General features: G+C 60.8%; 12 protein-coding genes. 4 read left to right on the top strand and 8 right to left on the bottom strand.

The genetic code is table 11. The features are described from left to right. Positions 1 to 57: 57 nt before the first annotated feature. The 3 genes from cdaR to dgt all read right to left on the bottom strand — a co-directional run bounded on the left by cdaR (position 58) and on the right by dgt (position 4465). On the bottom strand, positions 58 to 1215 hold the full coding sequence (cdaR, locus tag ABLU73_RS20100; RefSeq protein WP_348850406.1) for a DNA-binding transcriptional regulator CdaR: 1158 nt from the start codon (positions 1213 to 1215) through the stop codon (positions 58 to 60). Positions 1216 to 1382: 167 nt separating this feature from the next. Then, complete coding sequence (gene degP / locus ABLU73_RS20095) at positions 1383 to 2816, bottom strand: serine endoprotease DegP (protein WP_004145870.1); 1434 nt, start codon at positions 2814 to 2816, stop codon at positions 1383 to 1385. Between the two features lie 134 nt (positions 2817 to 2950). Next, on the bottom strand, positions 2951 to 4465 hold the full coding sequence (dgt, locus tag ABLU73_RS20090) for a dGTPase (RefSeq protein ID WP_004204441.1): 1515 nt from the start codon (positions 4463 to 4465) through the stop codon (positions 2951 to 2953). Between the two features lie 83 nt (positions 4466 to 4548). Here dgt and mtnN point away from each other — a divergent pair, with 83 nt between their 5' ends. From mtnN to ABLU73_RS20075, 3 genes are read left to right on the top strand one after another with little or no spacing between them, the layout of a single operon-like run. Continuing rightward, on the top strand, positions 4549 to 5247 hold the full coding sequence (gene mtnN / locus ABLU73_RS20085; RefSeq protein WP_211773601.1) for a 5'-methylthioadenosine/S-adenosylhomocysteine nucleosidase: 699 nt from the start codon (positions 4549 to 4551) through the stop codon (positions 5245 to 5247). After that, positions 5240 to 6040, top strand: coding sequence for a vitamin B12 ABC transporter substrate-binding protein BtuF (gene btuF / locus ABLU73_RS20080; RefSeq protein ID WP_130943009.1), 801 nt, complete (start codon positions 5240 to 5242; stop codon positions 6038 to 6040). Before mtnN ends, btuF begins: the two co-directional genes overlap by 8 nt. A 36-nt stretch (positions 6041 to 6076) precedes the next feature. After that, positions 6077 to 6703 carry a TRIC cation channel family protein gene (locus ABLU73_RS20075; RefSeq protein ID WP_004204437.1) on the top strand — a complete coding sequence of 209 codons (627 nt, stop codon included), beginning with the start codon at positions 6077 to 6079 and terminating at the stop codon, positions 6701 to 6703. A gap of 58 nt (positions 6704 to 6761) precedes the next feature. Here ABLU73_RS20075 and erpA read toward each other — a convergent pair whose 3' ends face one another. Together erpA and clcA are read right to left on the bottom strand one after the other, a co-directional pair. Next, positions 6762 to 7106 (bottom strand): iron-sulfur cluster insertion protein ErpA, encoded by a 345-nt coding sequence (gene erpA / locus ABLU73_RS20070; protein ID WP_002889275.1) that lies wholly within the window; start codon positions 7104 to 7106, stop codon positions 6762 to 6764. Between the two features lie 81 nt (positions 7107 to 7187). Then, positions 7188 to 8606, bottom strand: coding sequence for a H(+)/Cl(-) exchange transporter ClcA (clcA, locus tag ABLU73_RS20065; protein ID WP_077268680.1), 1419 nt, complete (start codon positions 8604 to 8606; stop codon positions 7188 to 7190). A gap of 180 nt (positions 8607 to 8786) precedes the next feature. Between clcA and hemL the strand changes: the two genes are divergently transcribed. Next, on the top strand, positions 8787 to 10067 hold the full coding sequence (gene hemL / locus ABLU73_RS20060; RefSeq protein ID WP_004204435.1) for a glutamate-1-semialdehyde 2,1-aminomutase: 1281 nt from the start codon (positions 8787 to 8789) through the stop codon (positions 10065 to 10067). A 136-nt stretch (positions 10068 to 10203) separates the two neighbouring features. Here hemL and fhuB read toward each other — a convergent pair whose 3' ends face one another. Genes fhuB through fhuC form a run of 3 tightly spaced genes read right to left on the bottom strand, consistent with a single transcriptional unit; the run spans position 10204 to position 13870 of the window. Next, a complete protein-coding gene (fhuB, locus tag ABLU73_RS20055) occupies positions 10204 to 12186 on the bottom strand; it encodes a Fe(3+)-hydroxamate ABC transporter permease FhuB (protein ID WP_049003563.1) in 1983 nt (660 codons plus the stop codon). Next, positions 12183 to 13073 carry a Fe(3+)-hydroxamate ABC transporter substrate-binding protein FhuD gene (fhuD, locus tag ABLU73_RS20050; protein WP_200927564.1) on the bottom strand — a complete coding sequence of 297 codons (891 nt, stop codon included), beginning with the start codon at positions 13071 to 13073 and terminating at the stop codon, positions 12183 to 12185. The genes fhuB and fhuD overlap by 4 nt, the downstream gene beginning before the upstream one ends. Further along, the gene (gene fhuC / locus ABLU73_RS20045) at positions 13073 to 13870 is read right to left on the bottom strand and encodes a Fe3+-hydroxamate ABC transporter ATP-binding protein FhuC (protein WP_057213484.1); all 798 of its coding nucleotides are present in this window, start codon (positions 13868 to 13870) and stop codon (positions 13073 to 13075) included. Before fhuC ends, fhuD begins: the two co-directional genes overlap by 1 nt. Positions 13871 to 13892: the final 22 nt, after the last annotated feature.

Raw genomic sequence — 13892 nt, 5'->3', positions numbered from 1 at the left:
CATCGTCCAAGGCCGGGTATGGCAAGTCGCTACCCGGCATTTTTTTACCTCCACGCCTTAGCGTTGTTCATCCAGCTGCAGCGCAATATACAGCAGCAGCCGGTCGTCAAAGCTGCCAAGATCCAGCCCCGTCAGCTCCGAGATACGATTCAACCGGTACTCCAGGGTATTGCGATGAATAAACAGCGCCTTTGACGTCGCCAGGGGCTGCACGTTATGGCGAAACCACGCCTGCAGCGTTCGCCGCAGCAGCCCGTTGTTGTCCATCGCCTTGAGACGCGCCAGCGGACGGGCCAGCTCATTGGCCTGCCAGCCGCCGCGCAGGCTGTCAAGCAGCACCGGCAGCATCAGATCCTGATAGAAGTAGCAGCGGCTCTCCGGCATCCGCTGCTTGCCCACCATCATCGTCATGCGTGCGGTACGGTAAGAGCGGGCGATACTCCCGGGACCGGTGAAGAAGTTGCCCAGCGCCACGCGGAAGCGGAGCTGCCCATTCTCTTTCATCCTGGCGATAAGCTGCTCGACGCGGCGGACGTGATCGTCTGCGTCCCAGCGGCCAAAGCTGTTCAGCGCCGGTTTCAACACCACCATTTCCGTGAGCGAGACAATGGCCACCAGATTATTGCGATCGGGGGTGGTCAGCGCGTTCTGCAACTGCTGTAGCTCCGCCATCGCGCTGTCCACGCCGAGCTGGCCGCTGTCCACCTCAATCATCGCCACCACGCGCGGCTGATTCAGATCAATTCCTAAACGCTGCGCCCATTCGTTCAGCGCCGGGGTATGCTCTTCCGCCTGAATCAGGTTCATCACCAGCTCTTCGCGCAGACGGCTGTCCTGCGCCAGGAGATGCATCAGTCGCGACTGCTCCAGCATCATCTCAGCCGTCATGCACACCAGCTCGCCATATTTTCGCAGCGACTCCGGCTCGCCGGTCAGGCCGATCACCCCGACAATCTCCCCCTCCAGGCGCAGCGGCAGGTTAATGCCCTGGCGCACCCCGTGGAGATGGCGAGCCACCGCATCGTCGATATCCACCACCCGCCCCTGGGAAAGCACCAGCAGCGCGCCTTCGTGCAATTCACCAATCCTTTCCCGATCGCCGCTGCCGATAATCCGCCCGCGGGCATCCATCACGTTGATGTTGGTATCGATGATGCGCATCGTCCGCGCCACAATATCCTGCGCCATTTTGGTATCAAGATGCCAGCCAGCCATGTAATCCTCCCCTTTGCAGGGCACCAGCATAAAAGAGTCGTTGCTCTGCTGCATTGTGCATATGCCCGAAGCCCGGGTGAGATATGTGGAGTTGTGGAAGCGGTCACAGAACGAAAAAAAGCCCCTGCCCTCGGCGAGGGAAGGGGCTGGAGAGCGAGCGCTGACTGTTACTGCAACAGCAGATAGATAGAGGCGTCGCCGCGCTGAATGTTCAGCGCCAGCACGGACGGTTTGGCGTCGAAGATTTTCCGCAGATCGGCGATGTTTTTCACCGGCTGCTGGTTCGCTCCGACGATGACGTCGCCTTTCTTGAGGCCAATCTGCGCCGCCGGGGTACCGGCTTTCACATTATTGACCACCACACCTTTGTCCTGACCCTTGTTGCTCATTTCCGCCCCTTCAATCCCGTTGAAGATGGTGCTGGAGTCAACCTGGGTCTGGTTGCTCTGCTGCAGTTCGACGGTCACGGTAACCGGTTTGCCGTCGCGCAGCAGACCAAGCTCAACTTTGCTGCCGATAGGCATGGTGCCGACCTGGGCACGCAGCGCGGCGAAGCTGCTGATCGCCTTCCCGTTGAGAGAGGTGATCACGTCGCCGGCTTTAATGCCCGCTTTCGCGGCCGCCGACCCCGGCATCACCTGGCTGACAAAGGCGCCGCGCTGAGCGTCGACTTTCATCGCTTTCGCCAGCTCAGAGTTCAGTTCGGTCCCCATGATGCCGAGCTCGCCGCGTTTCACCTGGCCATATTTCACCATCTGCTCGGTCAGGTTTTTCACCATGTTGCTTGGGATAGCAAAACCGATACCGATGTTGCCGCCGTCCGGCGCCAGAATGGCGGTGTTGATGCCGATCAGCTCGCCGTTGAGGTTCACCAGGGCGCCGCCGGAGTTCCCGCGGTTAATCGCCGCATCGGTCTGGATAAAGTTTTCGTAGTTTTCCACGTTCAGGCCGCTACGACCCAGCGCGGAAACAATCCCGGAGGTCACGGTTTCGCCCAGACCGAACGGGTTACCGATAGCCACGGTGTAGTCGCCAACGCGCAGCGCGTCAGAGTCGGCGAGCTTAATCGCCGTCAGGTTTTTCGGATCCTGAATCTGAATCAGCGCGATATCAGAGCGCGGATCTTTGCCAACCACTTTGGCATCAAACTTACGGCCATCGCTCAGTTGAACCTTAATTGTGGTGGCGTTGTCCACGACGTGGTTGTTGGTCACCACATACCCCTTGGCCGCATCAATGATCACGCCGGAGCCCAGCGCCATAAATTTCTGCTGCTGGCCGCCGTCAGGCTGACCGCCCTGTCCGCCGCCCTGGCAAAACGGCGAACTCTGGAAAGGAGAACCGTCCTGGCAGAACGGCGAGTTATCGCCAAAGAACTGCTGGAAGTTACGTGGCATCCGTGGGGTATTAACGGTGGTGCTACCTTCAACGTTAATGCTCACCACCGACGGCATCACCTTCTCCAGCATCGGGGCCAGGCTTGGCATCTGCTGTGCATTAGTGGCCGAAGATGCCGTTTCTGCCGCGCTCGCAGAGAGCGGGGACAACGCCAGACCTAAACTCAGAGCCAGTGCACTCATTGCTAACGTGGTTTTTTTCATCAGTTTCAATCTCAATATCAGAAAACGAAAGTTGCTGTGTACGTGACTATCAGAGTCATTTTATAGCGCTAAGTTCCGGAATTAAGTTTCTGGAAAAAGTAAAAATTTATTGTCCATCTTTACAAAACTCCAGCTTATTCCACCGCCATTAGCCGCCGATATTCATCCCACGCATACAAATCCGTCATCCCGCTGATATAATCCTGAATCAGACGGCAGCGATAATAGTATTCCATCAGCGCAAATTCAGGCGCCGTGCGCGCCAGCTTATTTACCGCTTCCACATAGGCCAGCCGGTGGCGGGTTGATAGTTTCTGATACAGCCGGGAGGCAATGGGTAAACGCCGTACCCGCTCCTGCGCCACTAATTCGCTGAAATCCTCGAGCGATAATTTCAGCAGCGGCTGATAGATATCCAGCAGGCCACTGATCACCCGGTAGCCCTGCAATTCCAGCTGCTCGACATCCGGATGGCTAAACACCTGTTTCATCGCCACATTTTTATAAAGCTCCAGCAGCTGACTGCAATCGCTGTCGTCCTCGAGCAGCGCATGATTAAAGTCGCCCGTAAAGATGGCCGGCAGGTTGTCAATAAATCGGCGCGCCGCGTAGGGCACCAGCTTATTCAGCGTGTTCACCCGCAAATACATAAAAAACTGATCTTCCGCGCTCTGTTTCAGGGAATTGGCTCGTGATTTCTCCCAGGCATTTTCCACTACCTGTGAGAATAACGATCCTTTTTCATGGCAGCCCCAGGCGTCGTAAAGATGCTGATAAAGCTGCTCAGCGCTGAAAATACGTTTTTCCACCGCGTCCTCAAGATCCGCGACGCAATATGAGATGTCATCCGCGGCTTCCATAATCCAGGTTAATGGGAACCGATTGTAAGGCGCCAGATCCAGTTCTTTACGCAGGCGCGCCACATACTCCTCTTCGGCTAAATAGTAGCCAGGCTTTTTCATTAAATAGCTGTGGCTGGCTGGCGTCGCCTCAGACCACCACGCCGGCCGAGTATATTTCAGAATACAGCCGACCTGCGCCCAGGTCAGATTCATGCGCATCAGCGTATGGACCAGACGAATGCCCTGGGCGTTGCCCTCAAAGCTGCAGAGATCCTGGCGCACTTTGCGGCGCAGCGCGTTAAGCGACGTTTCCCCTTCATGCAAGCGTAATGCCTGCACTTCACAGCGATCGTCGGTCAGCGGCTGCCCGAGCGCATCGCCGGGCGCCAGACGCTGGCGGAACCAGTCGTTAATCGCCGCCTCGCCAAAATGGCCAAACGGGGGATTGCCGATATCGTGCATCAGGCAGGCCATCTCCACCACGCTCTCGAATGGCCCGGTCAGCTCTTCCAGGCCATACTCTTCCAGCAGCCTCAGCTCTTTCAGCCGGCTCAGCACCTCTTTGGCGATATAGCGTCCCACCTGCTGCACCTCCAGCGAGTGGGTCAGGCGGGTACGCACCGCCGCGTTGCGCTCCAGCGGGAAGACCTGAGTTTTTTGCTGTAAGCGACGGATTGCCGGCGAGTTGACGATCCGTCCCCGATCGCTTTCGAAGATCCGCAGGATGTCGCGCTCCGTCTCGACACGCGGCGGCGAACGGAAGCGTCGACGCCAGTTTATCTTGTTGCGAAAATCAATCTTTGCCATAGCCTCTCCCGCGCGAGCAATACGCTTCCCCTTAAGCGCATGATAGACTATGCAACTAAACCTGACACATCGCGAGTAAATCTATGAAAATTGGCATTATTGGCGCTATGGAAGAGGAAGTTACCCTTCTGCGCGACAAAATCGAAAACCGCCAGACTATCACTATTGGCGGGAGCGAAATCTATACCGGCCAACTTCACGGCGTTGACGTCGCGCTGCTGAAGTCTGGTATCGGGAAAGTGGCCGCGGCGATGGGCGCGACCCTGCTGCTGGAGCGCTGCCAGCCTGACGTGATCATTAATACCGGCTCTGCCGGCGGCCTGGCGCCGACGCTGAAGGTCGGCGATATCGTCGTCTCCGATGAAGCGCGCTACCACGACGCCGACGTCACCGCCTTCGGCTATGAGTACGGCCAGTTGCCTGGCTGTCCGGCCGGCTTTAAAGCGGACGAAAAACTGGTGGCCGCGGCGGAGAGCTGCATTAACGCGTTAGATCTCAATGCCGTTCGCGGCCTGATCGTCAGCGGTGATGCCTTCATTAACGGCTCTGTCGGTCTGGCGAAGATCCGCCATAATTTCCCGCAGGCGATCGCTGTGGAAATGGAAGCGACCGCCATCGCTCACGTCTGCCATAACTTTAAGATTCCTTTCGTGGTGGTTCGCGCCATCTCCGATGTGGCCGACCAGCAGTCTCACCTCAGCTTTGAGGAGTTCCTTGCGGTCGCCGCCAGACAGTCCACCCTGATGGTGGAGAATCTGGTACAGAACCTGGCACGTGGCTAAGTCGCTCTCCTTCGCGCTTGCCGCGCTGCTGTTACTCGCCCCGGCGTGGCTGCTGGCCGCGCCGCGGGTGATCACCCTCTCCCCCGCCAATACCGAACTGGCCTTTGCCGCCGGGATCACGCCGGTCGGCGTCAGCAGCTATTCCGATTATCCGCCGCAGGCCAAAACGATTGAGCAGGTTGCCAGCTGGCAGGGAATGAACCTGGAGCGCATCGTAGCGCTCAAGCCAGACCTGGTGCTGGCCTGGCGCGGGGGCAATGCCGAACGTCAGGTTAACCAGCTGCAGTCGCTGGGGCTCCACGTCCTCTGGGTGCAGACTTCGACCATCGAAGAGATCATCGCCACCCTGCGTCAGCTGGCGCAGTGGAGTCCACAGCCGGAAAAAGCACAGCAGGCAGCGCAGGCGATGCAGCAGGAATACGATGCGCTGAAAGCGCGCTATGCCAGCGCGCCGAAGAAACGCGTCTTCCTGCAGTTCGGTTCCGCACCGCTATTCACCAGCGGCCCCGGCTCAATTCAGGATCAGGTGCTGAGGCTGTGCGGCGGCGAGAATATCTTTGCCGCCAGCCGCGTTCCCTGGCCGCAGGTGAGCCGCGAACAGGTGCTGGCCCGTCAGCCGCAGGCGATTGTGGTGACCGGCGACGCCAGCCGCATCGCCGAAGCGCAGCGCTTTTGGCAACATCAGCTCACCATTTCGTTGATTGCGTTACACAGCGACTGGTTTGAACGCGCAAGCCCACGTATTATCCTCGCCGCCAAACAACTTTGTGCGGCGCTCGACCAGGTAAAATAACCATCCGGCATACCGGATGTTCAGTGGGAATCAACGATGCTTGTCTATTGGCTGGATATTATTGGCACAGCTGTCTTCGCGATCTCCGGCGTTCTGCTGGCGGGGAAATTGCGTATGGACCCATTCGGCGTGCTGGTGTTAGGCGTGGTGACGGCCGTGGGCGGCGGTACCATCCGCGATATGGCGCTGGCGAATGGCCCGGTATTCTGGGTCAAAGATCCCACCGATCTGGTGGTGGCGATGGTCACCAGCATGCTGACCATCCTGCTGGTCCGCCAGCCGCGCCGGCTGCCGAAATGGATCCTGCCCGTTCTTGATGCCGTCGGTCTGGCGGTGTTTGTCGGCATCGGGGTGAATAAAGCGTTTCTCGCCGGCAGCGGCCCGCTGGTCGCGGTGTGCATGGGCGTGGTGACCGGCGTTGGCGGCGGGATAATCCGCGACGTGCTGGCGCGCGAAATTCCTATGATTCTGCGCACCGAGATCTACGCCACCGCCTGTATTGTGGGCGGCATTGTCCACGCCACCGCGCACGACACCTTTCATCTCCCGCTGGAGAATTCGGCGATGATGGGGATGGTGGTGACCCTGGTGATTCGTCTGGCGGCGATCCGCTGGCACCTGAAGCTGCCGACGTTTGCGCTGGACGATAACGGACGGTCATAAAAGCAAAACGGTAACCTGAGGTTACCGTTTTTAACGTTGGCGCCCGGTCGCACTCGCTTTACACGCTGAACGAGGATCCGCAGCCGCAGGTGCTTTTCGCGTTCGGGTTGGTCACGATAAAGCGCGAACCTTCCAGCCCTTCGGTATAGTCGACAGAGCCGCCGACCAGATACTGCAGGCTCATCGGGTCAACCACCAGGCCGACACCCTGTTTCTCAATGGTCATATCCCCTTCGTTCACCTGATCGTCGAAGGTGAAGCCATACTGGAAACCGCTGCAACCGCCGCCGGTAATATACACGCGCAGTTTCAGGTTCGGATTATCTTCATCCGCAATCAGGTGTTTTACTTTATTGGCTGCGGCTTCGGTAAACTCCAGCGGCAACGCTACGTCATCACTCATTTTTTGCTCCCATTGATACTTCCGGCCGGTTAAAGAATAACCGGGCCTTTTGAGCCATTATCTAATACCCTGGTAAATCGTTCAAGTATTCTCCCGGGGCGCCTGCTGCGCTTTTGCCGCCTGCTCGGCCTCCTGCTTCGCCAGAGTACGTTGCAGAATGGTCGAATACAAAGGCTTACCGCCGAGGAATTGCGCCAGTAGTGTTGCGCCAAGGCAGGTAATAATCATTGGCAAAATGAGCTGATAGTTATCGGTCATCTCCAGCACCAGCACAATACCGGTCAGCGGCGCGCGCACCGAGGCGGCGAGCAGCGCGCCCATGCCGGCGATAGCGAAGGTGCCGGCATCGAGATGGTAGGACGGAAACAGCGGAATAGCCGCCATGCCGAACGCCGTGCCCAGCAGCGTGCCGAGCGCCAGCATCGGGGCGAAGATGCCCCCCGGCGCGCCGGAGGAGAAGCAGATCAGCGTGGTCACCACGCGGGCAATAAAGATAAACAGCAGCAAACCGACGGAGAAGTTACCGGCGGCGGCGATGGGGATCAGGTTAAAGCCACCGCCCACCGCGGAGGGCTGCATCAGCCCCAGCAGACCGCAAAGCCCGCCGATGATCCCGCCCATTAACACCCATTTTTTGATGTTGCCGCCGTGAATGTGCTGGAACAGATCCTGGGTGCGCAGCACCAGAAAATTAAACAGCGGGCCGAAGCAGCCAAACAGCATCCCCAGCACCAGGTACAGCCACAGGGTATTCACCGGGGCATTGCTCAGCTTGCCCACCTCTATAATTGCCGCCTCGCCGTTAAAAATGCGAAACACAATGCTCGACATGATCACGCCGGTAAATACCGCTTTAATGGAGATCAGGTTGTAGCGGAACTGCGGGCGCATCTCTTCGATGATAAACAGGATACCAGCCAGCGGCGCGTTAAAAGCCGCTGAGAGACCCGATGCTGCGCCGGTCGCCAGCAGCGTGTGCCGCGCTTCCGGACTGCGCATGCGGAAAATATCCAGCACCATGCGCCCAATGTTGCCGCCAAGCTGCACCATCGGCCCTTCGCGTCCCAGCACCATTCCGGCGCCCAGGGTCCCCATGCCGCCGATGAATTTTACCGGCAGCACGCGCCACCAGCGCACCGGCCGCAGCTCCTCCAGCGCCCCTTCGATCTCAGGGATCCCCGATCCGCCAGCCTCCGGCGCAAAGCGGCGCACGAGGAAATAGCCGACCATCGCCAGCAGCGCCGACAAGATAAACGCCAGCGGCCAGACCAGATACCAGTGGTCCGCTACCTGCGCCAGCGCGCCGATCCGCTGGTTCTGCACCCAGTTCACGCTCTTTTCAAACGCCACGCCCACCAGCCCGGCCAGCGTGCCGACCACCGCCGCCATAAACAGCACCGCCAGCGGCGTTTTATCGCGCTGAATTAAGCGGCGCACCGCATCGCCGCGACGCACCCGCACGAACTGATGTGCTTCAAAAGAGGGAGTTTCTGCTTTCATGCCGTTATCAATTATTGGTAATACAAATGAAGAGAGAGGCATTTTAGCCGCCCCGGCGCGCTGCGTCGTCAAAAAAATGCCCTTGCGGCACATTGTTTCAATTGGGCAAAACTTTCATAACCATCCTGGAATAACTTAGAATAGCCGATAAAACATTTTTCACGAACCAGGACCCTGGCCATGAGCAAATCTGAAAATCTGTACCATACTGCGCGCGAACTGATCCCCGGCGGCGTTAACTCGCCGGTGCGCGCCTTTACCGGCGTCGGCGGCACCCCGCTGTTTATCGAACGCGCGGATGGCGCTTACCTCTATGACGTGGATGGAAAGGCCTATATCGATTATGTCGGCTCCTGGGGTCCGATGGTGCTGGGCCACAACCATCCGGCGATCCGCAACGCGGTGATCGAGGCGGCGTCACGCGGCCTGAGCTTTGGCGCGCCGACCGAAATGGAAGTGAAAATGGCGGCGCTAGTGACCGAGCTGGTACCGACCATGGATATGGTGCGGATGGTGAACTCCGGTACCGAAGCCACCATGAGCGCGATTCGCCTGGCGCGCGGCTTCACCGGCCGCGACAAGATCATCAAGTTCGAAGGTTGCTACCACGGCCATGCCGACTGCCTGCTGGTGAAAGCCGGTTCCGGCGCGCTGACCCTCGGCCAGCCGAACTCGCCGGGCGTGCCGGCTGATTTCGCCAAACACACCCTGACCTGCACCTATAACGACCTCGCCTCGGTGCGCGCGGCGTTCGAGCAATATCCACAGGATATCGCCTGCATCATCGTCGAGCCGGTCGCCGGGAATATGAACTGCATTCCGCCGCAGCCGGAGTTCCTGCCGGGCCTGCGCGCGCTGTGCGACGAATTTGGCGCCCTGCTGATCATCGACGAAGTGATGACCGGCTTCCGCGTGGCGCTGGCGGGCGCGCAGGCTTATTACGGCGTGGAGCCGGATCTGACCTGTCTCGGGAAAATCATCGGCGGCGGGATGCCGGTAGGCGCTTTCGGCGGCCGTCGCGAGGTGATGGACGCTCTGGCCCCCACCGGCCCGGTTTATCAGGCCGGTACCCTCTCCGGTAACCCGATCGCCATGGCCGCCGGCTTCGCCTGCTTAAGCGAAGTGGCGCAGCCGGGCGTACATGAAACCCTCACCGAGCTGACCAACCAGCTGGCGCAAGGTCTGCTTGATGCGGCGCGTGACGCCGGGATCCCGCTGGTGGTCAATAACGTCGGCGGCATGTTCGGCATCTTCTTTACCGATGCCGAAACCGTCACCTGCTATCAGGACGTGGTGAAGTGCGATGTCGAACGCTTCAAGCGCTTCTTCCATCTGATGCTGGAGGAAGGCGTGTACCTGGCGCCGTCAGCGTTTGAGGCTGGCTTTATGTCCGTCGCCCACAGCGAAGAAGATATCGACAATACCATCGACGCCGCGCGTCGGGTATTTGCCAAACTGTAAGGTGCTTGAATGCCTGGTGACGCAGGGATTTTCCCGGATGCGGCGCATTGCGCCTTATCCGGGCTACCAAATCGCACAGCGCTGTAGCCCCGGTAAGCGATAGCGCCACCGGGGATGTTGAGGCCATCCGGGATCGTTAGCGGCTCTGCTTCCTCAGCAAATAGATAAAGTACGGCGCGCCGATAAAGGTCGACAGCAGCCCCGCCGGGATCTGGTACGGGAACATGATCATTCGTCCACACCAGTCGGCGAAGACCAGCAGCAGCCCGCCAGTCAGCCCGGAGATCACCATATGCGGCAGCGTGCGCCGGAAGCCCATCATCCGTGCGATATGCGGCGCCATCAGCCCGACGAAGCTCAGCGGGCCGATGGTCAGCGTCGCCGCCGCCGTCAGGCAGGCCGCCAGCAGCAGCAGAACAATCCGCGATGAGGTCAGCGCCATGCCCACCGCTCGCGCCGCCTCCCCGCCCAGCGGCAGGATGGTCAGCCAGCGGCGACAGAGCGGCGCCAGCGCCAGCAGGAGCAGCATCACCGCGCCGCTGCGGACCACCCTCTCCGGCGTCGCGCTGTAGGTCGACCCTGAGATCCACGTCAGGATCTGCGCCATGCGCGGATCGCCGCTGGCCTGCAGCATCATCAGCAGCATGGTGAAGGCGGTACTGAGCGCCATCCCCGCCAGCAGCATCCGATGCGGCGAAAAGCCGCCGCGCCCGGCGGCCAGCATAATGATCAGCAAGGTGCCGGCCGCGCCAAGGCTCCCGGCCGGCAGCAGCCAGCCAAAGGCGTCGCCAGGGACGAAGAACAGCATCAGCACCACGCCAAAGGCGGCGCCGGAGCTGATGCCCAGCACTTCCGGACTGGCCATCGGGTTGCCGGTCAGGCGCTGGATAATACAGCCGGCGACCGCCAGCATCACCCCGGCGAACAGCGCCGACAGCACTCGCGGCCAGCGCCAGGGCAGCAGTTGCTCCAGCAGATCGCCGTGAGCCCACAGCCAACCGTGGGCATCGCGACCAAAGGCCAGCGCCACGCTCACCGCCAGCAGCAGCAACGCGACGCCCCCGAGAACAAACCCTTGCACGTGATAGCGCTCAGGCTGCACGTTATCGCCGCCGTTCATCACCGGGGCGCTGATGCTGCGAAGCCGCGGCAGCAGCCACAGCAGCAGCGGCGCGCCAATCAGGGCGGTGACCGAGCCGGTGGAGACTTCCCGCCATACCCTGCTCAGCCAGAGGATCACCTGATCTGAAAGCCACAGGAGCAGCGCGCCGATCAGCGCCGCCAGCAGCAGCCGGGCCAGCAGTCGACGGGCGCCGAGCATTTTCGCCAGCAGCGGCGCGAACAGGCCGATAAAGCCGATAATCCCGACCGCGTTGACCAGCAGCGCGCTCATCACGATCGCCAGCGTCAGGGCGCCGAGGCGCGCCAGAGACAACGCCAGCCCAAGGTTGCGCGCCACTCCGTCATCGAGCCCCATCAGAGTCAGCGGACGCAGCAGCAGCAGCGTAAGTACTGCGCCGCCCAGCAGCTGCGGCCACAGGCGCTGCGCCACGCTCCAGTCGGTTTGCGTCAGCGTCCCAGTGCTCCACAGGAACATACTCTGCAGCTGGTCGTGATGGAAAATCACCATCAGCTGGTTAAGCGCCCCGCAGTAGAGGCTGACCACCAGGCCCGCCAGGATCAGCGTTACCGGCGACAGGCGCTTGCCCCAGGAGACGCCAAACACCAGCGCTCCCACCAGACAGGCTCCGGCCAGCGCGGCAAACTGCGACGCCAGCACGCCGGGGATGGCCCACAGCGTAGTGACCGTGATCCCCAGCTGCGCGCCGGTGGCGACGCCAAGGGTGGTTGGCTCCGCCAGCGGATTGCGCAGCACCTGCTGGAACAGTACGCCGACCAGTCCCAGCCCGGCCCCCACCAGCAGTGAAACGGTCACCCGCGGCAGCAGGCTGTAATGAAACAGCATCTGGGCAATCCGATCGCTATCCGGCTGCCACAGCGCCTGCCGCCATTGCGCATAGGGCAAGGCGACGTTGAGATTGACGATGCTCAACGCGAAGGCGGCAACCAGCAGCCCGGCCAGCAGGATAATGGCTAACGGTGAAATACGCCTATTCATGCCGGATTCCCCTGGGCCTCGGCCAGCACGCGGGCAAAATGCATCGCCGACAGCGTCGCGCCATAGAACCACACCGCCGGAACGCGCTGGAAGCGCCCCGCGCGCACGAACGGCATCGCCTGCCACAGCGGGGTCGCCAGCAGTTGGGTCATCTCCCGCTCGTTACCATGATCGAAACAGATCACATCGGCCTCGTTAAATTCCGCCAGCCGGTCGATGCCAACGCTGACGCTGCCCCAGAACGCCGCTTCGCCGCGCCAGGCGTTTTTGATGCCAAAGCGATCGAGCACTTCCTGGAACAGGCAGTTTTCGCCAAAAACCAGTACATGGCGCGGATCGAGCAGGGAGATCATCAACAGCGGACGGTCGCCGCGCCCGGCAAAACGCGGCTTCAGGCTCGCCATCAGCGCCTCAAACTCCGCCAGGTGGTGCTGAGCCTGTTGTGTTTTGCCCAGCAGGTCAGCCATCTCCAGCAGCGAGCGCTGAGCCATCGCCAGCGGACGTTTGCCATCGCTGAAGGTAAATCCGCGGCCGGGGGCGATACGCGCCAGCTTCTCCGGCGACGGGCCGTAGCCTGCCGACCAGACGATAAATGACGGTTTCATCTGCGTCAGCAGTTCAAGATTGGGTTCGGTACGCAAACCGACATCGATCACCGAGTCGGGCAGCGCGGGTTCGTTCACCCACAGGCGATAGTTGGGGATATCGGCCACGCCGTAAGGCGTGACGCCCAGCGCCAGCAGCAGCTCCGCCGGCAGCCACTCCAGGGCGACCACGCGCTGCGGGTCAATGTTCGCCGCCTGCGCGCCGCGCATCTGCCACAGCAGCGGCGAGAGCGCCATCGCGGTCAGCAGGCGGCGTCGGGTTATCTGAGTCGGGGTCATCATCAATAGACAAAGCTTACCGGCGCCGCGCCGGCCGGGTGCGGCAGGATCCCCATCGGGATGCCGTAGATTTGTTCCAGGGTGTCGCTGCGCATCAGTTCCGCCGGCGTCCCCTGGGCGATCATTTCTCCACCGCGCAGGGCCACCAGATAGTCGCAGTAGCGGGCCGCCATATTAATGTCGTGCAGGACGGCGATCACCGTCAGGCCGCGGTGCTGGCTGAGACGATGCACCAGCGCGAGGACATCAACCTGATGGGCGATATCCAGCGCCGAGGTGGGTTCATCGAGCAGCAGACAGCGGCTATCCTGCGCCACCAGCATGGCGATCCACGCCCGCTGGCGTTCGCCGCCGGAGAGGCTGTCCACCAGGCGATGGGCGAGCGGCTTCAGCCCCACCAGCGCAATCGCCTCTTCCACTTTCTCGCGGTCCGCCGCGCCAAAGCGACCCAGCGCGCCGTGCCACGGGTAGCGGCCGATGGCCACCAGCTCACGCACCGTCATACCTTCGGCCGGCGGCAGCTGCTGCGGCAGATAGGCCACTTTGCGGGCAAAGGCTTTGCTGCCCCAGCTCTCCAGCGGCTGCCCGTCCAGCAGCACATCGCCTGCGGAAGGCGGCTGATGACGGCCAAGCATTTTCAGTAACGTCGACTTGCCGGAGCCATTATGACCGATCAGGCCTGTGACTTTTCCAGCCGGGAAGGTGAGCGAGAGCGGATGGAGCAACGTGCGGCCAGGCACACGGAAAGTGACGCGATCCAACGCGAAGGTGGTTTCTGCGTGCGGAGTCTGTTCCTGCATAGCGATAACCTGATAAAGGGCG

The organism is Klebsiella sp. GG_Kp175 (assembly GCF_040062325.1).
Lineage (GTDB): Bacteria > Pseudomonadota > Gammaproteobacteria > Enterobacterales > Enterobacteriaceae > Klebsiella > Klebsiella quasipneumoniae.
The sequence above is the reverse complement of the archived record's forward strand: the minus strand, read 5'-3'. Positions and strand labels throughout refer to the sequence as shown.

Coding starts and splice junctions, on each gene's coding strand:
- fhuC (WP_057213484.1), bottom strand. CDS start 13,870: ATGCAGGAACAGACTCCGCACGCAGAAACCACCTTCGCGTTGGATCGC.
- clcA (WP_077268680.1), bottom strand. CDS start 8,606: ATGAAAGCAGAAACTCCCTCTTTTGAAGCACATCAGTTCGTGCGGGTG.
- erpA (WP_002889275.1), bottom strand. CDS start 7,106: ATGAGTGATGACGTAGCGTTGCCGCTGGAGTTTACCGAAGCCGCAGCC.
- hemL (WP_004204435.1), top strand. CDS start 8,787: ATGAGCAAATCTGAAAATCTGTACCATACTGCGCGCGAACTGATCCCC.
- dgt (WP_004204441.1), bottom strand. CDS start 4,465: ATGGCAAAGATTGATTTTCGCAACAAGATAAACTGGCGTCGACGCTTC.
- cdaR (WP_348850406.1), bottom strand. CDS start 1,215: ATGGCTGGCTGGCATCTTGATACCAAAATGGCGCAGGATATTGTGGCG.
- mtnN (WP_211773601.1), top strand. CDS start 4,549: ATGAAAATTGGCATTATTGGCGCTATGGAAGAGGAAGTTACCCTTCTG.
- ABLU73_RS20075 (WP_004204437.1), top strand. CDS start 6,077: ATGCTTGTCTATTGGCTGGATATTATTGGCACAGCTGTCTTCGCGATC.
- fhuD (WP_200927564.1), bottom strand. CDS start 13,073: ATGATGACCCCGACTCAGATAACCCGACGCCGCCTGCTGACCGCGATG.
- fhuB (WP_049003563.1), bottom strand. CDS start 12,186: ATGAATAGGCGTATTTCACCGTTAGCCATTATCCTGCTGGCCGGGCTG.
- degP (WP_004145870.1), bottom strand. CDS start 2,816: ATGAAAAAAACCACGTTAGCAATGAGTGCACTGGCTCTGAGTTTAGGT.